This is a genomic window from Leifsonia sp. HAY1-4F (assembly GCF_056755275.1).
Map to the genome: position 1 here is coordinate 13,503 of NZ_JBNDHX010000033.1, position 20,255 is coordinate 33,757.

Here is a 20,255-nt window from a genome sequence, read left to right on the forward strand (position 1 = left end):
GCGCACAGTCAGATAGCTTACCCGATCCGTCCCGGTGGTGACGACCACCGGCGTTCCGGTCAGTGGACGTGCGTGCCGAGTTCGGCGAGCTGCGCGAACGAACTGCGCAGGCGGTCGGACAGCGGCTCGACGCCGCCGTGATCCGCCCAGCAGGACCAGGCGTGGCGCATTCCGGCGAGGGCGACGTAGGTGACCAGGCGTGCCCGCTGGTGCAGCGCCTCGGGGTCGTCCGCGAGGCCCGGGTCGTCGTGAGAGAGGCGGAGCTGGACCACGCCGCTGAGCGCATCCTCGAACGAATGCATGCTCGCCATCCGCAGGGCGAACAGCTCCGGGTTGTCCTTCAACAGCGCACGGCGCAGCGTGTGCAGCTGCTGCACGCTCACCGGGCCGATGCTTGCGTCAGTCTCCTGGTCCTCACCGGCCGCGTCTCCGGCGCCTGCGACGCGTCCGCCCACGTCGCCGCCGCCCATGTCGCCGATGTCGATCGCCGCGATCAGGAGGGTGCAGATGCCCTCGAGGATCGGCTCCGCCGGTCCGGCCTCGACGAAGCGCTCGATGCTCTCCGCATCCGGGAGCTCGGGCAGCTCGCCGATGATCGCGGACTCCTTCGAGGGGAAGTAGTTGAAGAAGGTTCGCGGCGAGACGTTGGCGACGTGACTGATCTCGTCGATGGTGACGCGGTCGAAGCCTCGCTTGCTGGCGAGCTCGACGGCGGCGAGCTGGATCGAACGGCGGGTGGCGATGCGTTTGCGCTCGCGCAGTCCCAGTTCGCTCAGGGTGGAATCGGGGGCCGCAGACACGCTTACGATTATTTCACCCTCTGCAAAATTGCACCACTCGCGCTTCCGACATGCAGCCGCTGGCTCAGCACGTCGTGCCCTTCGCGGGAATCGTGCCCTTCACCAGGAAGGCGTCGACGGCGCCGTTCACGCACTGGTTCGACTTGTTGTAGGCGGTGTGCCCCTCGCCCTTGTACGTGAGGAGGTGTCCGTTCTGCAGCTCGGACGCGAGGTTCTTCGCCCACACGTAGGGGGTCGCCGGGTCGTTGGTGGTGCCCACGACGAGGATGGGCGCGGAGCCTTTCGCCGAGATCGGGCCGCGGTCACCGGTCGCCTTATACGGCCAATTGGCGCATCCGATGTCGCCGTAGGCCATGTACGGGCCGATGACGGGAGCCGCCTTCGCGAGTTCGGCTGCCTGCTCGCGCATCACGGTGGGGTCCGCGTTGTACGTGTAGTCGAGGCAGTTGATGGCGACGAACGCCTCGGTCGAATTGTCCGCGTAGGTGCCGTCGGAGTTGCGGTCGTTGTAGGTGTCCGCCAGCTGGAAGGCGACGGACGCGCTCCCCTTCATCACCGAGTCGAAGAGCTTGTCGAGGTAGGACCAGGCGGTGGCGTCGTAGAGGGGGGTGATGATCGCGGTCACCATAGTGTTGGCGCCGAGCTCACGACCGTCCGAGTTCCGGATCGGGGACTTCTCCAACGCGGCCAGGAGCTGTCCGACGGTCGTCATGGCGCCGTCGACGGTGCCCTGGAATGGACACCCCTTCTTCGTCAGGCAGCTGACGAGGTAGGCGCGGAGCGCGCTCTCGAAGCCCTTGGCCTGCACCTCGGTCACGTCGAAGTTGCTGGCCGCCGGGTCGAGCGCCCCATCGAGGACCAGCCGGCCGGTCTTCCCCGGATACAGCCCGGCGTACACCGAGCCGAGGTAGGTGCCGTAGGAGTAGCCGAGGTAGTTGAGCTTCGTGTCGCCGAGGACCGCCCGGAGCAGGTCGAGGTCGCGGGCTGCGCTCACCGTGTCGACCTTCGGCAGCGCGGCGCCGGTGTTCTGCTGGCATGCCTGCCCGAAGTCCTTTGCGATGGTCGCGTTCTCGGCGATCCACTGGTCGGACCCGCGCAGGCCCGGCGTGATCCCGTACAGGTACTCGTCCATCTGCTTGGGGTCGTAGCATTTGACGGCCGTCGAGCGGCCGACTCCGCGCGGGTCGAAGCCGACGATGTCGAAATGGTTCTGCAGCTGGGCGTCGGCGACGAAGTCGACCGAGTCCCTGACGAAGTCGAAGCCGGAGGCGCCGGGGCCGCCGGGGTTCGTGAGGAGGGAGCCCTGCTTGGTCCCCTTGGCCTGCTGCCGGATGAGCGCCAGTTTGATCTCGCCGGCTCCGGGGTCGTTCCAGTCGAGCGGTGCACGCGCGGTGGTGCACTGCTTTCCGCTGGCGCAGCTCGTCCAGTGGAGCACCTGGCTGTAATACGGATGGAGGGCGGCCGAGACCTTGTCCGGGGCGGGGCTGGAGGTGGTGGCCGTCTTGGCGGGCAGGAACCAGGTGACGCACCCGCTGAGGGTCAGTGCGACGACGGCGGCGAGGGCGATGACCGCCGTGCGTGCAGCGCGCCTCCGCGCGGGACGGCCGGAGCGGGTGGTCACAGGTCGTTCCCCTTTCGCGCGGTCGCACCGCGCAGGATCGTGGTCAGCATGGCCTCGAGCGCGAGGGCGGGTGCGACATTGCCCTCGATGCGCTCGCGCGCAGTGGTGACGGCATCCATCGCCGCGAGCGTAGCGGCGGGACTGGTGTGCGCGCTGAGAGCATCCAGCTCACGGCCCAGCTCCCGGTTCACGAGCTCGCTGTCGCTGCCGAGCTGGATCATCATCACGTCGCGATAGAGCGAGAGGAGATCGATGAGGATGCGGTCGATGCCGTCGCGGAGGCTGCGCGTCGCCCGTCGCTTCTGGTCCTCCTCGAGCTGCCGGAGCTGCCCGCGCAGGGCCGGCGGGATGGTCCCACCCGGCTCGATGCCGAGCGACCGCAGCGCATGCTCGCGCTCTTCCGCATCCCGCTCCTCGGTGATCGCCTTGGCATCGGCCCCGGCGACCTCCAGCAGCGTCGCGGCCGCGCGGACCGCGTCGGACACCGAGCGGATGCCCAGCGCCAGTTCCAGCGTCCGCTCGCGCCGCTGACGCGCCTCCTCGTGGGTGGCCAGGCGGTGCGCCATCCCGATGTGGCTCTGCGCGTGGCGGGCGGCACGTTCCGCGGTCTCCGCATCCACCCCATCCCGTCGCTGGATCAACCGGGCGACGTCGCCGACGCTCGGGACGCGGAGCCGCACGGTGCGGACGCGGGAGCGGATGGTCGGGAGCAGGTCGGCTTCGCTGGGGGCGCACAGGATCCAGACCGTCCGCTCCGGCGGCTCCTCGAGCGCCTTCAGCAGCACGTTGGAGGTGCGCTCGGTCATCCGGTCGGCATCCTCGATCACCATCACGCGGTACCGGCCGACGGAGGGCGAGAACTGCGAGCTGGCGACCAGGGAGCGCACTTCATCGATCGAGATGATGACGCGCTCGGTGCTGAGCACGGCCAGATCCGGATGCGTCCGGGCCTCCACCTGCCGCTGCGCGGCGAGGTCGCCCTCCGGTGTGCCAGGGCTCAGCAGCGCCGTGGCGAAGGCGTACGCCAGGTTGGAGCGGCCGGAGCCGGGCGGCCCGGTGATCAGCCAGGAGTGGGTCATGCTCCGGCCGGGAGCTCCGGCCCCGGCGCCCGCGGCGGAGCCGGCCGCGGCCGCGCGGACGACCTCGATCGCCTCGTCCTGCCCCGTGAGCTCGTCCCACACCGTCATGGTGTCCAGGCTAGCTGGCATCGGGGACACCTCGCCCGCGGCTGCCGCTCTGCGCGGGGCGTCGACCAGCATGCTGACCGGGAGCGCGGCGGCGTTCAGACGCGCGCCGCGAGGCGGTCGCGGATCTCGGCGGCGATCTCCTCGACCGAGCGGGCGGCATCGACCACGAGGAAGCGCTCCGGCTCCCCGGCGGCGAGCTCGAGGTAGGCCGCGCGGACGCGCGCATGGAAGTCGGAGCGTTCGGCTTCCAGCCGGTCGTAGCGGGTGCGGGAGGTGTCGAGCCGGGCGCGGGCGGCATCCTCGTCGAGGTCGAGGAGGATGGTGAGGTCGGGAAGCAGCCCCTCCGCCGCCCACAGTGACAGGTCGCGGATCTGCTGGGCGTCGAGGACGCGGCCCGCGCCCTGGTACGCGACCGAGGAGTCGATGTAGCGATCCTGGACGACGACCTCGCCGCGAGCGAGCGCGGGCCGGACGACCGTGGCGATGTGGTGGGCGCGATCGGCGGCGTAGAGCAGGGCCTCGGCGCGCGGCGCGATGTCGCCGCGGTGGTGCAGGACGATCTCCCGGATCTCGACCCCGGCGTCCGTCCCTCCCGGCTCGCGGGTGCGCAGCACCGTGCGTCCTCGGGCAGTCAGCCACTCCTCGAGGTGGGCCGCCTGGGTGGACTTGCCCACACCGTCCCCGCCCTCGAGGGTGATGAAGAGCCCGCCGCTCACTCGGCGGGCTTCTTCGCGGCCGGCTTCTTCGCGGCAGGCTTCTTGACGGCCGGCTTCTTGGCGGCGGTGGTCCGGGTCGTGGACGCCTTCGCTGTGCTCGCTTTGGCTGTGCTCGCTTTGGCTGTGCTCGCCTTGGCGGCGGGCGCCTTTCGAGCCGGCTTCTTGGCCGGGCCCTTCGCACGCTTGTCGGCCAGCAGCTGCACCGCGCGAGCGAAGTCGACCTCGTCCACGGTCTCTCCCCGGGGGATGGTCGCGTTGGTCTCGCCGTCGGTCACGTAGGCGCCGAAGCGTCCGTCCTTGATCCGGATCGGTTTGCCGCTCACCGGGTCGGCCTCGAACTCCTTGAGCGCGCTGGAGGCACGGCGGTTGCCGTACTTCGGCTGCGCGAACAGCTCGACGGCGCCGGCGAGGTCGACGTCGAAGATATCGTCCTCGCTCGGCAGCGAGCGGGTGTCCGTGCCCTTCTTCAGGTAGGGCCCGTAACGGCCGTTCTGCGCCTGGATCTCCTCGCCGCTCTCCGGATCGGCTCCGACGACACGCGGCAGCTCGAGGAGCTTGAGCGCGGTCTCGAGGTCGATCGTCGCGAGATCCATCGACTTGAACAGGGAGGCTGTGCGCGGCTTCGCGGCCGTGGCCTTCTTGGCCGGCTTCGCGGCCTCGACCACCTCGCCGGTCTTGGCGTCGACGGACGGCTCCTCCTCGGGGTCCGCCTCGGTCACGTACGGACCGAACCGTCCGTCCTTGGCCAGCACGAGCTTGCCGTTCTCCGGGTTGGTGCCGAGCACGCGGTCCGTCTGCACGGGAGCCTCGATGAGTTCCCGCGCCTTGGCCGGGGTGAGCTCGTCGGGCGCAAGCTCCGGCGGGAGGTTCACGCGGCGGGGCTGAGCGTCCTCGGCGGCGTCCGGATCCGTCACTTCGAGGTAGGGACCGTACTTGCCGATGCGGAGGGTCACCCCCTCCTCGATGGCGATGGAGTTGATGCTTCGCGCGTCGATGTCGCCGAGGTTGTCGATGACCCGGCGCAGGCCCTTGTGCTTCTCACTGCCGAAGTAGAAGCTGTTCAGCCAGTCGACCCGCTCGGCGGCGCCGTCCGCGATGCGGTCGAGATCGTCCTCCATCTCGGCGGTGAAGTCGTATTCGACCAGATCGCCGAAGTAGTCCTCCAGCAGGCGGACGACCGAGAACGCCACCCAGCTCGGCACCAGGGCCTGCCCGCGCTGTGTCACGTAGCCGCGGTCGATGATCGTGGAGATGATGCTCGCGAAGGTGGAGGGGCGCCCGATTCCCAGCTCTTCCAGCGTCTTCACCAGGCTGGCCTCGGTGTAGCGCGGCGGCGGGGTGGTCTCGTGGCCGTCGGCCGCGACATCCTGGACGCTCAGGGGCTGCTTCTCGGTCAGCGGAGGCAGCTTGGCCTCGGCGGCGTCCGTGGAGTCGGTCGCATTGCGTTCCTCGTCGCGGCTCTCCTCGTAAGCGTTGAGGAAGCCCCGGAACGTGATGACGGTGCCGCTCGCGGTGAACTCCGTGACGGTCCCGTTCAGCGGACCTTCCGCCACGCGCGCTGCGACGGTCACGGACGCCGTCTGGCCCTTGGCATCCGCCATCTGCGAGGCGACCGTGCGCTTCCAGATCAGGTCGTAGAGGCGCAGCTCCGGTCCCCGGAGCGACCGCTCCAGCTCCGCCGGGGTGCGGAACGTCTCGCCCGACGGCCGGATGGCCTCGTGGGCCTCCTGGGCGTTCTTGCTCTTGGAGGCATACGTGCGCGGCTTGTCCGGAACCGTCTCCGGGCCGTAGAGCTTCGCCGCCTGCGAACGGGCAGCGTTGGTGGCCTGCTGCGAGAGCGACGCGGAGTCCGTTCGCATATAGGTGATGTAGCCGTTCTCGTACAGCGACTGCGCCAGGCTCATCGTCTGGCGGGCCGAGAAGCGGAGCTTTCTGGCCGCCTCCTGCTGCAGGGTCGACGTGGTGAACGGTGCTGCCGGTCGCCGCGAGTACGGCTTCGAGTCCACCTTCGCGACCGCGACGGACGTGCTGGGCTGGCGGATGGCCGCTGCCAGCGCCGTCGCGGACCCCTCGTCCAGCGTCCGCGCCCCGGAGGTGAGGCGCCCATGGTCGTCGAAGTCGCGTCCGGTGGCGACCCGGTCGCCGTCGATGCGGGCGAGCCGCGCGTCGAAGGAGTTCGCGTCCTCGGGAGCCAGTCGCGCGGTCAGTCCCCAGTACGAGGCGGGGACGAAAGCGAGGCGCTCGCGCTCACGGTCGACCACCAGGCGGGTTGCCGCCGACTGAACGCGCCCGGCCGAGAGGCCCGGGCCGACCTTGCGCCACAGCACCGGCGAGACCTCGTATCCGTACAGACGATCGAGGATGCGCCGGGTCTCCTGGGCGTCGACCAGCGCGGTGTCGATCTCGCGGGTGTTGTCCCGCGCCTTCTCGATCGCCTCGCGGGTGATCTCGTGGAAGACCATCCGCTTCACGGGGACCTTGGGCTTCAGTACCTCGACCAGGTGCCAGGCGATGGCCTCGCCCTCGCGGTCCTCATCCGTCGCGAGGAGGAGTTCGTCGGCGTTCTTCAGCGCGCGCTTGAGGTCGGCGACCGTCTTCTTCTTCTGGTCCGACACCACGTAGTACGGCTCGAACTCGTTCTCGACGTCGACCGAGAACTTGCCCAGGGAGCCCTTCTTGAGCTCCGGCGGAAGGTTCTTCGGCTCGATGAGATCGCGGATGTGCCCGACCGAAGCCATGACCTCATAGCCGTCGCCCAGGTATTGGGCGATCGACTTCACCTTGTTCGGAGACTCGACGATCACGAGCTTCTTCGTGCCAGACACCTGACTCCTCTTAATATGCACATTCTGTGTCGCCACAGTTGACTGTGTCGTCCACGACCGGGCGGACGTGGCGCGCTTCCCCGACGTGGCGCGCTCCCCCCGGCGGCGCCGATCCACGATGCGGTGGTCCGTGCGGCCGACAGGCAAACCATACACACCTTCGCCGCTTGTCCACCTAATCCTCCGTAATGACGTTCGCCGTCGGCGCAGACGCTCCGTGCTCCTTCCGGTCGGCCGGCGGCCAAGCAGACCTATGCGGCGCTCGCCCGCGGGAGGACAATGTTGGCATGGCAACGACGACGACGTACACCGCCAAACTGATCGACGGACCTCTGGAAGGAAAGACGGTCTCGACCGATTTCCTGGACTCCGGAGACGCCCGCCCTCGCTTGAAGATCGCGGCTTCCGCGGGATCCAAGCATTACCTCTACGTCCTCGCTTCTGGCGCGGAAGTCGAGTACGCCTCCGAGGACGGCCGGGGAGAGCTTCCGACCGCTGTCTCCTACCGCTATCTGGAGACGGTCTTCGACTGAGGGACGTGTTCGTCGGCCCGCGCTGACGGCGACTTCTCGGCACACGCTCCGCTGCGCCGTCCGGTCACCACATGCTCTCCCCTCATCCCGGCGCCTCCGGCGGTCCCGCGCGCGCCGACGCGGACGCGGCGAGGGCGAGGTACGGCGTCGTGGCGGTGACCGTGACGGTCAGTCCCGTCTGATCGCATGCCTGCAGGGTGGCATCGTTCGCCCGTGCCACGGCGTCCGCGGTGTCGCAAGGAACGCCACCCACGCGCCCAGCAGCCACGTCCGCCGCGGCGAGCGCCGCCAGATCCGCGGCGGCCGCCGCCCTCGCTCCGGCTGCGCCGGCTCCTGCGAGGGCGAGCCCTCCGGCGGCGACCACCACGACGGCGCACAGGATGCCCAACGCCAGCACGGATCCACTCCCCCGTTCGTCGGAGAGAATCGACCCGATTCCCGCCAGCGCGCCGCTCATCCCCCTCTCCCTTCGTCCAGCGCGCAGGCGCGCGCGCTCAACCGAACGCCGAGACCGCTGAGGACTGTGCCCTCCGGATCCGTCATCCGAACACATACCGTGCCTCCCTCACGTTCGATGGACATGCTCGCTCCGGTAGATCCGGATGCGCCGCCCGGGTCGTCGCCTCGTCCGGCCAGCCGCGCCGCGGCTGCTGCCGCGGCGGTCAGCCCTGCGTAGCGAGCAGCCCCGATCACCGCCCCGATGCACAGCGCCAGGCACAACAGCACCGCCGGCAGCGCCACGGCGAACTCTGCGGTCACGCTGCCCCGCTCCCCGTCGCCGCTCATCCGCCGGAGAGCGCACGGTGCACCAGATCGGACAGGATCGCCTTCACCTCGTCGCCCTTCAGCAGGGCCACCAGGAGGCCGGCGAAACCGACGGCAGCCAGAATCGTGATGGCGTACTCGGCCGTCGCGGCACCTCGGTCACCGCGGAGCCGCTGCAGGATGCTCCGCACCTTCTCGATCGTGTGATCCATCCGAATCCCCTCTCTTTCGCTGTCGGGTTCTGACTCCATCCTTGGGCGGGGGCGTCGGTCGCGGGGCCGGGGCGCCGAATCTGTGGAGAGGTCATCGGAAGCCCGCGGCTGTGGACGACAACAGCGACAGGACGAGAGGCGCGACGGCCAGGAGCAGGAAGCTGGGCAGCACGCACGCCCCGAGAGGAAGCATCAGCCGGACACCGAGAGTCGTCGCCGCTCGACGTGCGTCCGCTCGGGCCACCCGCCGTTGCTGCCGCGCTGCCGCGGTCAGCAGCTCCGCCGCGGGCGCTCCGGCCGACGCCGCCAGGCGGAGCACCTCCTGGGCGGCGCGATCGTCGACGGGTGGCAGGCCGACCGCCGCGGTCGCTCGTCGCGCCGCGTCGAGTGCGGCGCCGGCCGATGCTCCTCCGGCAAGCCCGATCGCGATCAGTTCCTCTGCCGAGCCGGCCATCGCGGGCCGTACGAGGGCGCGCTTCACGAGGGACCGCATCCACAAGCGCCCGCACAGCATGAGGAGCGCTCCCCCGCCGGCGGCGATGAGACCTGGCGCCGACGTCACAGTTCCCGTGAGATCGGCACCGAGCGCCACGGACATCGCGGCGCCTGCGAGCGGCAGCCAGGACACGAGCTGGGCGGTGGCGCGCGGTCCGCTGAGTGCGAGGTCCGTCTCCCGTTCGGCCTCGGCGACCTCGCGCAGCGTCTCCGCGACCGTCCGCAGGGCATGTCCCAGAGGCGCTCCGGACTGTTCGGCCACCTGCCATGCTGCGGCGATGGCCCGCGCGTCGTCCGTGTCCGCCTCCTCGAGGAGTGCCTGCGCGCAGGAGGTCTGGGCCTGCGCCGAGCGCGCGACGACGACGGCGATCGGGTGCACTGCATTGGCGGCAGACGCCTGCCATGCCGATCGAGGTGTCAGTCCCGCGTCCAGCAGCACGGCGAGCGACTCGGCCAGCCCTGCCAGGGCGTCGGCCTCGCTTCCCGGCTGCTTCCGCCTCCTGGGCATCACGACCGTTCGGTGGCGAGGCGTCCAGCCGCATCGAGCCGGAGACGACCGAAACCGGACAGGCCACGCCGACCCTCCACACGCTCGAGATGGACCACCAGCCCGATGGCACTCACAGCCTGACGGGCGAGCGCGTGCTCGTTCAGCCCGGCCAGCGCGCCGAGCGCCTCCAGCCGGGCCGGCACATCCTCCAGGGAGTTGGCGTGCAGCGTGCCTGCTCCGCCGTCGTGCCCGGTGTTCAGAGCGCCCAGAAGGTCGCGCACCTCCTCGCCACGGCATTCCCCGAGGACGAGCCGGTCCGGTCGCATCCGCAAGGCTTCGCGAACGAGGCGGCGCAGATCCACTCCTCCCGCGCCTTCGAGGTTCGGCTGGCGGGTCTCGAGACTCACGACGTGCGGATGCGGGATGCGGAGCTCCGCCACGTCCTCGATGACGACGATGCGTTCATCCGGCGGCGCAGCGCCCAGCATGGCGGCGAGGAGGGTCGTCTTGCCTACCCCACCGGCCCCTGTGATGAGCACGTTGGTTCGAGCCCGCACGGCGGTCACGAGGCGGTCGCGGTCGCTTGGCTGCATCCCTCCGCCGGCCACGAGATCATCGAGCCGGGGTTGCTGCCGTGACGGGATGCGGATGGAGAGCAGCGCACCACCTGTCGAGACGGGCGACAGAACGGCGTGCACCCGGACGCCACCGCGCAGGCGGACGTCAACGAACGGCGTGGCCTCGTCGATATGCCGACCGCCGGCGGCGATGAGGCGCACGGCCAGTTCGCGCGCGGCCGAGCGATCCGCGCGCCATCCTTCCTCCCGCCGAAGGCCGTCCGGCGGCCCATCGCTCCAGAGATCTCCTGTTCCCGTTACGAACAGATCGGTCACGCCGGGTCGCAGCAGATAGGGCGCGAGCGGTCCGAAGGTGCGCCAGAGCCCGGGTTCCTGGGCGCCGGCGGCTGAATCATCCATGGTCATGCCGCGACGCTACGGAACAGCTCCAGCGCAAAAAGGCTCTCGCCCGAAACCGGTGGAGAACCGCAGGATCGCGCGCCCTGTGGACGATCGCACGGGATACCGACGCTGAACGCACTGATTCGCGGGTTAAAAGAGGGGGGCCGCACCTATTGGGGGGAACAGGTGCGGCCACTGCGGCGCAGGATTGGGGGGAATCGATTGCGCCGCACGCACGAATTTACATTCGGCCGGGGTCCAGTTTACGCAGAATCGATGCGAACGCAAGTCTCCTGGGGAGGCCCGCCCGGCAGGTTGTAGAGTCAGGCAGTGTCGCGCCACGACCGTTTCGACCGCATCGCAAAGGAGCGAAAAGACTCCCCATGAGCAACACAATCGACAACCTGCTCCACGAAGCCCGGCGTTTCCCCCCCAGCGAGGAGTTCGCCGCCAATGCGGCAGCGGATGCCGGCCTCTACGAGCGGGCAGCCGCGGACCGCCTCGCATTCTGGGCCGATCAGGCGCGTGAACTGCTCCACTGGCACAGCCCCTTCACCCGCACACTCGACTGGAGCGAACCCCCGTTCGCCAAGTGGTTCGACGACGGCGAACTGAACGTCGCGTACAACTGCCTCGACCGCCACGTGCTGGCCGGCAACGGCGACCGCGTCGCGATCCACTGGGAGGGCGAGCCCGGCGACACGCGCACCATCACGTACGCGGAGCTCACCGCCGAGGTGAAGAAGGCGGCCAATCTGCTCGCGAGCCTCGGCATCCGCGCAGGCGATCGGGTGGCGATCTACCTCCCGATGATCCCGGAGGCCGTGATCGCGATGCTCGCCGTCGCGCGCATCGGCGCCGTGCACTCGGTCGTCTTCGGCGGATTCAGCGCCGAGAGCCTGCGCTCGCGCATCGAGGACGCCGAGGCGAAGCTGGTCATCACCGCCGACGGCGGCTGGCGCAAGGGACGCGTCTTCCCGCTCAAGGACGCCGTGGATGCGGCCCTCAGCGGCGAGGCGACCTCCGTCGAGCATGTGCTCGTGGTCAAGCGCGGCGAGAACGAGGTCAGCTGGACCGAGGGCCGCGACCTGTGGTGGCATGACGAAATCGCCCTCGTCGACGCGGACCACGTCGCCCGGGCCTTCCCGGCGGAGCAGCCGCTGTTCATCCTGTACACGTCCGGCACGACCGGCAAGCCGAAGGGCATCCTCCACACCTCGGGCGGCTACCTGACGCAGTCGTCGTTCACTCACAAGGTCGTCTTCGACCTGCATCCCGAGACCGACGTCTACTGGTGCAGCGCCGATGTCGGCTGGATCACCGGGCACACGTATGTGGTCTACGGTCCGCTCGCGAACGGCGCCACCCAGGTCCTGTACGAGGGCACGCCTGACACGCCGCATCCCGCCCGCTGGTGGGAGCTCATCGAGAAGTACAAGGTGTCCATCTTCTACACGGCGCCGACCGCCATCCGGTCGTTCATGAAGCTGGGACGGCAGCATCCCCAGAAGTTCGACCTGTCGAGCCTGCGCGTGCTGGGATCGGTGGGCGAGCCGATCAACCCCGAGGCGTGGATGTGGTACCGCGAGGTCATCGGCGGAGACGAGACGCCTGTCGTCGACACGTGGTGGCAGACCGAGACCGGCTCCATCATGGTCTCCGCCCTCCCCGGCGTGACGACCTTGAAGCCGGGCAGCGCCCAGGTGCCGCTTCCCGGCATCTCGGTCGACATCCTGGATGAGACGGGCACCCCTGTCGGCAAGGACCAGGGTGGTCTCCTGGTCGTGACCGAGCCGTGGCCGAGCATGCTGCGCGGCATCTGGGGCGACCCGGAGCGCTTCAAGGAGACGTACTGGTCGAAGTTCGGCGACAAGTACTTCGCCGGCGACGGCGCGCGCTACGACACCGACGGCGACATCTGGCTGATGGGCCGGGTGGACGATGTGATGAACGTCTCCGGTCACCGCCTGTCGACGGCGGAGATCGAATCGGCGCTGGTCGCGCATCCCTTAACCGCCGAGGCCGCCGTCGTGGGCGCGAGCGATGAGACGACCGGCCAGGCGGTAGTCGCCTTCGTCATCATCAAGCAGAACCAGCTGGAGCAGGCGAGCGCGCTGGATGTGGCGGCCGAACTCCGCAAGCACGTCGCCGAGCAGATCGGTGCGATCGCCCGCCCGCGCGACATCTTCGTCGTGTCGGAGCTGCCGAAGACGCGCTCGGGGAAGATCATGCGCCGGCTGCTGCGGGATGTGGCGGAGGGTCGCGAGGTCGGCGACACCACCACGCTCGCCGACACGGCGGTGATGAGCTCGATCCAGGCCAAACTGTCCTGAGTTCGCGCCCCACCGCGCCACTCCCCACCATCGAGTCCGCATAGAGTGCACGCGACACGCCGGACGAGCGTCCACTCTTCGCGTACTCGATGGTGGGCGGCGGGTGCGGAGGAGCTCAGCCGGCGGCGCGCTCGAGGGCCCGTGCGATCGCTTCGCGTTCGCGCTTGCGGGCCTCGCGCAGTTTCGACTCCGCCTCGCGGCGTGCCTTCGCCGCCTCGCGGACGGCCTTGTCGCGCGGGACCGGCTCGGGAAGGGGGGTCGGTGCGACCGGCTCCGGGCGGCCGCGCGTCGCGACGTAGTGCTCGATCCCGTCGAGGATGCGGTCCAGCCCGAACGCGAAGTCGTCCTGCTCGCCGCCGTCCGCATCCGTGTACGTGCCCGACGCCACAAGGGGTGCGAGGTCGGGGAAGCGCTCAGGGGTGACCAGCTCGGCGAGCGCCGTGGTGAAGGCCTCTCCATACGCCGGTGGGCCGCCGGCTTGGCGTGACTTCGCTACGTCGCGCTCCACCACGCCGATCGCTCGCGCGTACGACGACAGCAGCAGCGCCGTCGACATCTTCTCGGCGTCGGTGAGCGGCAGGGCTCGCATCTCGCGCAGCCCCCAGTCCAGCACGGCGAGATTGTTGGGCATGAGCGGGATGCCGCTGATCGGGATGTCGGGGAACCAGGGATGCGCGCGCATCACCTCGATCGTGGCCATCGACCAGCGCCGCAGTCCCTCCCGCCAGTCGTGCTCGCCGTCCGCCCCACGCCCGGCGAGCTCGTCATCCGCCGGGATGGGGACCGCGCAGACCGCGTCCTGCATGAGGGCGAGCACGTCGTCCTTGCTGGTGACGTAGCGGTACAGCGACATGGTGGTGAAACCGAGTTCGCTGGCGATCCGGCTCATCGACACGGCGGGCAGGCCGTCGGCGTCTGCGACCTCGATCGCCGTGTCGACGATGCGCTCGATGCTCAGTTCGCGTTTCGGGCCGCGCTGCGGGTGCTCGGCCACGCCCCAGCTGAGGGCGACGGCGCGGGGAAGCGCGTCCTCGACGTCTTCTGGCATGTGCGGCGCCTTTCGTGTGGAGGGTTGACACTCATCCTAGAACTGTGTATCACTTAAACCGTTGTATATATCATAAACAGTTTACGTGACACACAGAGAAGGGAAACACTATGAATCGAACGGCGATAGAGGTGACAGGCGTGCGCAAGTCGTACGGCGCACAGACCGTCCTCGACGGCATCGACCTCCGTGTGGAGGCGGGCAGCGTCTTCGCACTCCTCGGCCCCAACGGGGCGGGGAAGACGACGCTCATCACCATCCTGTCCACACTGGTCCGTCCTGACGCAGGCACCGTGACCATCGCCGGACACGATCTGGCCGCCGACCCGGACGGCATCCGGCGCTCCATCAGCGTCACAGGCCAAGCGGCCGCTGTCGACGGTGTCCTCACCGGAGATGAGAACCTCCGGATGATGGCGCGCCTCTCCGGCTTCACCGCGCCGGCGGCGAAGCGCCGTGCGTCGGAACTCATCGAGCGTTTCGATCTCGGGCCTGCGGCCCGCAAGCGCGTCGCGACCTACTCGGGCGGAATGCGCCGACGCCTGGACCTGGCACTCAGCCTCGTCGCTACTCCGCCGGTGATCTTCCTCGACGAGCCGACCACCGGCCTCGACACCCGCAGCAGGCAGACACTGTGGGACATCATCCAGGACCTGGCCCGGCGCGGCACCACCATCCTGCTGACCACGCAGTACCTGGAGGAGGCCGACCAGCTCGCCGACCGGATCGCCGTGCTCGACCACGGCGTCATCGTCGCAGAGGGCACCGCCGCCGAGCTCAAAGCGCAGGTCGGCGGCGAGGTCGTCGAACTGCGCGACGCACGCGGGGAGGTCATCCGCGAACTCCCGACCGACGGCAGCGTCGAGGCGCTGCGAGCTGCGATCGACGAGCTGGATGCGTTCGGCACTGTGGACGGGACCATCGGTATCCGCAAACCCTCGCTGGACGATGCCTTCCTCGCCCTCACCGGGCAGCCCGCCCTGACCACCCCTGCAACCCAGAAGGAGGCCGTCCGATGACCGCCCTCACCGTCCCCGTCCGTCCCGAGCACTCTGTCACCCCGCTCACCAGCGCCCTCGTCTTCGTCGGCCGCAGCATCCGGCATGCATTGCGGGATGTCGAGGCGCTCACCATGGCAATCGTCCTGCCTGTGATGCTCATGCTGTTGTTCACATTCGTCTTCGGCGGCGCGCTCGATCGCGAGGGAGGGTACGTGCAGTACGTCGTGCCGGGCATCATCCTGCTCTGCGCGGGATTCGGCGCGTCCAGCACGGCGGTCGACGTCGCACGGGACATGAGCGACGGCATCGTGGACCGCTTCCGCACCATGCCCTTGCGCTCCCGCGGGGTGGTGACCGGCCATGTCGCCGCGAGTCTGTTGCGCAACCTGCTGGCGACCGGCGTCGTCATCGGCGTCGCGCTACTGGTCGGCTTCCGCCCGACCGCCGACGCGCTGCAATGGGCGGGCGCGCTCGGCGTCGTCGCGCTGTTCATCCTGGCGATCACCTGGCTGTATGCCGGCATCGGGCTGGCGGCGAAGAGTCCGACCGCCGCGAGCGGCTACGGATTCGCGCTGCTCTTCCTGCCGTACCTGTCGAGCGCGTTCGTCCCGACCGACACCATGCCGAGCTGGCTGCAGTGGGTCGCCGAGAATCAGCCCATCACGCCGATCATCGAGACGATCCGCGCGCTCCTGTTCGGACGCAATCCCGGTAGTGACCTCTGGTGGGCCCTGGGCTGGTGCGCGCTCATCATCGCCGGCGCGTACGTCTGGGCTGCCTGGCTGTTCAGCCGCTCCGCCGCCCGCCGCTGACCGGGTCCTCGACCGGGGCGGAACGGACGGGGCGGGAGGGATGACGTCGTCAGTCGATCGCGAGCACCAGCTCCACCTCGACCGGGGAGTCGAGCGGCAGGACCGCGACGCCCACGGCGGAGCGCGCGTGCACTCCCGCCTCGCCGAAGATCTCGCCGAGCACCTCGGACGCACCGTTGATGACTCCCGGCTGGCCGGTGAAGGCGGGGTCCGACGCGACGAACCCGACGACCTTCACCACGCGCCGCACCCGGTCGAGGGACCCCAGCACGCTCTTCGCGGCGGCGAGAGCGTTCAGGGCGCAGGTCCGGGCGTATTCCTTGGCGTCCGCCGGGGGAACCAGGCCGTGTCCCTCGCCGACCTTGCCGGTGGCGGGAAGCGCGCCGGAGACCATCGGCAACTGCCCGGACGTGTAGACGTAGCCGCCGTCGAGAACGGCGGGCGTGTAGGCGGCGACGGGCGGGACGACGTCCGGCAGGTCGATCCCGAGCTGCGCGAGACGTGCCTCGATGTCCGCCATCAGGCCTGCTCCTCATCCTGCAGGGGCCGTTTGAGGTAGGCGACGAGGCCGCCCTCCGGCCCGGTCACCACCTGGACCAGTTCCCATCCGTCCGAGCCCCAGTTGTTCAGGATCGCTGCGGTGTTGTGGATCATCAGCGGGGTGGTCAGGTATTCCCAGCGCGGCATCGTACTCCTCGGTTCGGGGGGTTTTGCAGGTTCATCGCCTACCCTGATCCTATGTCTGCGCAAAAACCACAGGCTAGAGGTGTGCTCGGCGCTGCCGGTGCTTTCATCGGCATGAGTATCGTCGCCGGGCTTCTGGTCACCGCCGCCGTCACCCCCGCCATCGCGGTGACGGGCATGGCTGCCAATAACGGCATCGGCGTGTTCGAAGGTCTTCCCGAGTATCTGAACGTCGAGCAGCTGGCGCAGCCGACCACGATCTTCGCGAAGAACGGCGACCAGGATGTTCCGCTGGCGACGTTCTACTCGCAGAACCGCCTCCCCGTGCGCTTCGACCAGATCTCGCAGGCGGCCAAGGATGCGGCCATCGGCGGCGAGGACCCGCGCTTCTACAGCCACGGCGGCGTCGACATCCAGGGCACCGTCCGCGGTGTGCTGTCGACCGTCGGCGGCGGGGGCGTGCAGGGCGGTTCCTCGATCACCCAGCAGTACGTCAAGAACGTGCTGCTGCAGAAGTGCGAAGCGCTCCCGGTGAAGACCAAGGAGCAGAAGGCCAAGTACGAGCAGTGCGTGACCGACTCCACCGGCGTCTCCCCCGATCGCAAGATCAAGGAGATGAAGTACGCGATCGGCCTGGAGAAGAAGTACACCAAGGACCAGATCCTGGTCGGCTACCTCAACATCGCCGGTTTCGGCGGCTCGGTCTACGGCATCGAGGCCGCGGCGCACTACTACTACAACACCACCGCGGCGGCGCTGACGCCCGCCCAGGCGGCCAGCCTGGTCGCGATCGTGAACGAGCCGACCAGCCTGAAGATCGACGATCCGACATCGAAGACCAACGGTGCGGCCAACGGCTACGCCAAGAACAAAGAACGCCGCGACTACATCCTCGGCAAGATGTACCAGTACAAGAAGCTGACGAAGAAGCAGTACGACGAGGCGATCAAGACGCCGGTCCAGCCCGTCATCACGCCCTCGGTGCGCGGCTGCCAGACCGCCGGCGGGTCCGCGTATTTCTGCGACTACGTGCAGAAGATCATCCTCAACGACCCGACCTTCGGCGCCGACGAGGACACCCGCGCCTCCAACTTCAACCGTGGAGGCTACAAGATCTACACGAGCCTCGACCTCCAGCTGCAGCAGACCGCAGAGGAGACGCTGGCTTCGTATGTGCCGAAGTCCTATGGGGCCATCGACCTCGGCGGCGTGCTCACGGGCGTACAGCCCGGCACCGGGCGGGTGCTCTACATGGCTCAGAACAAGACGTACAGCCAGGATCCGGACGTCCTGAACACCAGTGATGAGTACACCTCCATCAACTACGCCACCGACCAGCAGTACGGCGGCTCCGGCGGCTTCCAGGTCGGATCGACCTACAAGGTGTTCACCCTTGCCGAATGGCTGAAGCAGGGGCACTCGCTGAACGAGACCGTGAACGCGAACATTCGCACCTACAACCAGGCGAGCTTCAAGGACACCTGCCCGGGCGCGGATTGGACCGGCCCCTACAAGCCCACCAACGATTCGGGCGGCGAGGACGGGATCCGGAGCGCTCAAAGCGCGACCACGCTCTCCATCAACACGGCGTTCGTCGCGATGGCCTATCAGCTCGACCTGTGCGAGATCAAGAAGGACGCGGAGGCCTTCGGTGTCCATACGGCCAAGGGCGAGCCGCTGAGCTCGAATCCGGCATCCGTTCTCGGAACGAACAACATCGCTCCCCTCACCATGGCCACCGCCTTCGCAGGCATCGCGAACAACGGCATGACGTGCACGCCGATCGCCATCGACAAGATCGTGGATGGCACTGGCAAGGACGTCACACCCCCTGCCTCCAAGTGCACGCAGGCGGTCGACCCGGCCGTGGCGAACACCATGGCGAAGGCGCTTCAGGGTCCGCTTCAGAGCGGCACAGCGGCCGGCATGAACCGCACCGGCAAGGACATGCTCGGCAAGACCGGGACCACGGACGGGAACGAGCAGCTGTGGCTGGTGGCTGCCACTACGAAGGTGGCGGGCGCCTACTGGGTCGGCAATATCAGCGGCCATCAGGACATGCGCCGTATCTACCCGACGCACGGCACGACTCCGGCCATCGCTCGCACGGCGGTCATGCGAGCCATGATGACCGCTGCGGTCGCCAAGTACGGCGGAGACCCGTTCCCGGCGGCTCCCGACAAGCTCATCCGCGGCGTGCAGGTCGCCATTCCGGACCTGACGGGCAAGACGCCCGATGAGGCCAAGGCGATCCTGACCGGTCTCGGTCTCGACTCGGCCGACGGCCCCGTTCAGGACTCGGTCGCCCCGGCCGGTACCATCGCGGCGACGGACCCGCCGGCGGGCACGCAGGTGTCCAAGGGCACCCCGATCACCCTCTTCACCAGCAACGGCTCCCTCGTCGCCGTTCCGAACGTGGTGGGACAGAAGTACGGGGATGCGCTGGCCGCACTCACTGCCGCCGGATTCACCGTGAAGACGACGGGCGGCAACAACCCGGCCTCCATCGTGCAGGCGCAGGATCCCGCCGCGGGCGCACCCGCGAAGCGCGGCGCTCAGGTCACCCTGGCGCTGGCCGCCGTCCCGAGTACGCCGCCGACCCCGGGCCACTAGTGGCTCGGGCAGCGCTTCGTCCAGCGGCCTCCGCTCTGGCCCTCGTGGCCGGGGCGGGCGCCGCTGCGTTCGCGTACGGCTCCCTGATCGAGCGGCGCGCGTTCACGCTGCGTGAGGTGAGTGCGCCCGTCCTGCCGCCGGGCGCCGAGCCGATCCGCGTGCTCCATTTCTCGGACCTCCACATGGCGCCCTGGCAGCGCGACAAGCAGGAATGGGTGCGCGGGCTGGCGCGGCTGAAGCCGGATCTGATCGTCGAGACCGGGGACGTGCTCGGCCACTCCGAAGGCCTCGACGGCGTTCGCGCCGCCTACGAGGAGTTCCGCGGAATCCCGGGGGTGTTCGTCCACGGGTCCAACGACTACTTCGGACCCCAGTTCAAGAACCCCCTGAAGTACTTCACGGGCCCCTCGAAGAAGCGCGGCTCCACGGCGCCGCGTGTGGACACCGCGTCGCTCACCGCCTTCTTCGGAGACCTCGGCTGGACCGACCTCGACAACCGGGCGGCCGGCTTCGAGGTCCGGGGGACGCACCTGGAGTTCTTCGGCGTCGACGACCCCCACATCCGCTTCGACCGCGTGGAGGCCATCCCCGGGGCCCTCGACGAGTTGCGTGAGAACGACCCGTTCTCCGACGACAACGCCTGGCCGGACTCGGGTCGACGGTCGTCCCGGCAGGTCGTCACAATCGGCGTCACGCACTCCCCCTACCGCCGGATCCTGGACGCCTTCGTGACCTACGGAGCCTCCATCATCTTCGCCGGCCATACGCACGGCGGTCAGGTGTGCCTCCCCGGTTTCGGCGCGCTCGTCACGAACTGCGACATCCCCCGCAACCAGGTCAAGGGCCTGAGCATCTGGCGTCACGCCTTCCGTTCGGCGTACCTCAACGTCTCCGCCGGCCTCGGCACCTCGATCTTCGCGCCGGTGCGCTTCGCGTGCCGTCCGGAGGCGACGCTGCTGACGCTGACGCCGGCGCCGTAGGCCTCCCCAGACGGCCTCCATGGTCATAACCGCGCAATCCCTCGTGTATCCTGGATGAGGCCTTCGGGGTGTGGCGCAGCTTGGTAGCGCGCTTCGTTCGGGACGAAGAGGCCGCAGGTTCAAATCCTGTCACCCCGACGTAATGATGAAGAAGAGGCCGGTCCGGCTCGCTCTGCGAGCC

The 20,255-nt window shown here is 69.0% G+C and carries 19 protein-coding genes and 1 tRNA gene; 7 read left to right on the forward strand and 13 right to left on the reverse strand.

All coding sequences use genetic code 11. The annotated features are described in order from the left end of the window. Positions 1–59: 59 nt before the first annotated feature. The 5 genes from ACPYOG_RS08635 to topA form a co-directional block, all read right to left on the reverse strand. Positions 60–800 (reverse strand): TetR family transcriptional regulator, encoded by a 741-nt coding sequence (locus tag ACPYOG_RS08635; protein ID WP_481293827.1) that lies wholly within the window; start codon positions 798–800, stop codon positions 60–62. A 64-nt stretch (positions 801–864) separates the two neighbouring features. After that, on the reverse strand, positions 865–2,421 hold the full coding sequence (locus ACPYOG_RS08640) for an alpha/beta hydrolase (protein ID WP_481293828.1): 1,557 nt from the start codon (positions 2,419–2,421) through the stop codon (positions 865–867). After that, positions 2,418–3,608, reverse strand: a complete 1,191-nt coding sequence (locus tag ACPYOG_RS08645) for a DNA polymerase III subunit delta' (RefSeq protein WP_481293841.1) — start codon at positions 3,606–3,608, stop codon at positions 2,418–2,420. The genes ACPYOG_RS08640 and ACPYOG_RS08645 overlap by 4 nt, the downstream gene beginning before the upstream one ends. Before the next feature lie 95 nt (positions 3,609–3,703). After that, the gene (tmk, locus tag ACPYOG_RS08650) at positions 3,704–4,324 is read right to left on the reverse strand and encodes a dTMP kinase (protein ID WP_090039932.1); all 621 of its coding nucleotides are present in this window, start codon (positions 4,322–4,324) and stop codon (positions 3,704–3,706) included. Beyond that, on the reverse strand, positions 4,321–7,149 hold the full coding sequence (gene topA / locus ACPYOG_RS08655; protein ID WP_481293829.1) for a type I DNA topoisomerase: 2,829 nt from the start codon (positions 7,147–7,149) through the stop codon (positions 4,321–4,323). Before topA ends, tmk begins: the two co-directional genes overlap by 4 nt. Before the next feature lie 287 nt (positions 7,150–7,436). Between topA and ACPYOG_RS08660 the strand changes: the two genes are divergently transcribed. Then, entirely contained in the window at positions 7,437–7,682 is a 246-nt protein-coding gene (locus tag ACPYOG_RS08660; RefSeq protein WP_090039927.1) for a hypothetical protein, read from the forward strand. 82 nt (positions 7,683–7,764) lie between these two features. On the opposite strand, the gene ACPYOG_RS08665 is transcribed toward ACPYOG_RS08660, so the two are convergent. From ACPYOG_RS08665 to ACPYOG_RS08685, 5 genes are all read right to left on the reverse strand, one after another. Further along, the gene (locus tag ACPYOG_RS08665) at positions 7,765–8,139 is read right to left on the reverse strand and encodes an Rv3654c family TadE-like protein (protein ID WP_481293830.1); all 375 of its coding nucleotides are present in this window, start codon (positions 8,137–8,139) and stop codon (positions 7,765–7,767) included. Next, a complete protein-coding gene (locus ACPYOG_RS08670; RefSeq protein ID WP_481293831.1) occupies positions 8,136–8,441 on the reverse strand; it encodes a TadE family type IV pilus minor pilin in 306 nt (101 codons plus the stop codon). Before ACPYOG_RS08670 ends, ACPYOG_RS08665 begins: the two co-directional genes overlap by 4 nt. 23 nt (positions 8,442–8,464) lie before the next feature. After that, positions 8,465–8,659: a DUF4244 domain-containing protein gene (locus tag ACPYOG_RS08675; protein ID WP_481293832.1), complete on the reverse strand. Its 195-nt coding sequence runs from the start codon at positions 8,657–8,659 to the stop codon at positions 8,465–8,467. A 91-nt stretch (positions 8,660–8,750) separates the two neighbouring features. Then, complete coding sequence (locus tag ACPYOG_RS08680; protein WP_481293833.1) at positions 8,751–9,662, reverse strand: type II secretion system F family protein; 912 nt, start codon at positions 9,660–9,662, stop codon at positions 8,751–8,753. Beyond that, positions 9,662–10,621 carry a TadA family conjugal transfer-associated ATPase gene (locus ACPYOG_RS08685; RefSeq protein ID WP_481293842.1) on the reverse strand — a complete coding sequence of 320 codons (960 nt, stop codon included), beginning with the start codon at positions 10,619–10,621 and terminating at the stop codon, positions 9,662–9,664. The genes ACPYOG_RS08680 and ACPYOG_RS08685 overlap by 1 nt, the downstream gene beginning before the upstream one ends. Positions 10,622–10,986: 365 nt before the next feature. Here ACPYOG_RS08685 and acs point away from each other — a divergent pair, with 365 nt between their 5' ends. Continuing rightward, the gene (gene acs, locus ACPYOG_RS08690; RefSeq protein ID WP_481293834.1) at positions 10,987–12,936 is read left to right on the forward strand and encodes an acetate--CoA ligase; all 1,950 of its coding nucleotides are present in this window, start codon (positions 10,987–10,989) and stop codon (positions 12,934–12,936) included. 115 nt (positions 12,937–13,051) lie between these two features. Here acs and ACPYOG_RS08695 read toward each other — a convergent pair whose 3' ends face one another. Continuing rightward, positions 13,052–13,984, reverse strand: a complete 933-nt coding sequence (locus tag ACPYOG_RS08695) for a TetR/AcrR family transcriptional regulator (RefSeq protein ID WP_481293835.1) — start codon at positions 13,982–13,984, stop codon at positions 13,052–13,054. A gap of 110 nt (positions 13,985–14,094) precedes the next feature. On the opposite strand from ACPYOG_RS08695, the gene ACPYOG_RS08700 reads away from it, so the two are divergent. Both ACPYOG_RS08700 and ACPYOG_RS08705 read left to right on the forward strand, forming a co-directional pair. Beyond that, positions 14,095–15,003, forward strand: a complete 909-nt coding sequence (locus tag ACPYOG_RS08700) for an ATP-binding cassette domain-containing protein (RefSeq protein ID WP_481293836.1) — start codon at positions 14,095–14,097, stop codon at positions 15,001–15,003. Further along, complete coding sequence (locus ACPYOG_RS08705; protein WP_481293837.1) at positions 15,000–15,797, forward strand: ABC transporter permease; 798 nt, start codon at positions 15,000–15,002, stop codon at positions 15,795–15,797. The genes ACPYOG_RS08700 and ACPYOG_RS08705 overlap by 4 nt, the downstream gene beginning before the upstream one ends. A 49-nt stretch (positions 15,798–15,846) precedes the next feature. Here ACPYOG_RS08705 and ACPYOG_RS08710 read toward each other — a convergent pair whose 3' ends face one another. Then, positions 15,847–16,317, reverse strand: coding sequence for a RidA family protein (locus ACPYOG_RS08710; protein ID WP_481293838.1), 471 nt, complete (start codon positions 16,315–16,317; stop codon positions 15,847–15,849). After that, positions 16,317–16,484 carry a Sp36 family protein gene (gene sp36 / locus ACPYOG_RS08715; RefSeq protein ID WP_170857533.1) on the reverse strand — a complete coding sequence of 56 codons (168 nt, stop codon included), beginning with the start codon at positions 16,482–16,484 and terminating at the stop codon, positions 16,317–16,319. Before sp36 ends, ACPYOG_RS08710 begins: the two co-directional genes overlap by 1 nt. Positions 16,485–16,535: 51 nt before the next feature. Between sp36 and ACPYOG_RS08720 the strand changes: the two genes are divergently transcribed. The 3 genes from ACPYOG_RS08720 to ACPYOG_RS08730 all read left to right on the forward strand — a co-directional run bounded on the left by ACPYOG_RS08720 (position 16,536) and on the right by ACPYOG_RS08730 (position 20,212). Continuing rightward, positions 16,536–19,094: a transglycosylase domain-containing protein gene (locus tag ACPYOG_RS08720; RefSeq protein ID WP_481293839.1), complete on the forward strand. Its 2,559-nt coding sequence runs from the start codon at positions 16,536–16,538 to the stop codon at positions 19,092–19,094. Continuing rightward, positions 19,094–20,074: a metallophosphoesterase gene (locus ACPYOG_RS08725; protein ID WP_481293840.1), complete on the forward strand. Its 981-nt coding sequence runs from the start codon at positions 19,094–19,096 to the stop codon at positions 20,072–20,074. Before ACPYOG_RS08720 ends, ACPYOG_RS08725 begins: the two co-directional genes overlap by 1 nt. A gap of 64 nt (positions 20,075–20,138) precedes the next feature. Beyond that, positions 20,139–20,212, forward strand: a tRNA-Pro gene (locus ACPYOG_RS08730). Positions 20,213–20,255 lie beyond the last annotated feature (43 nt).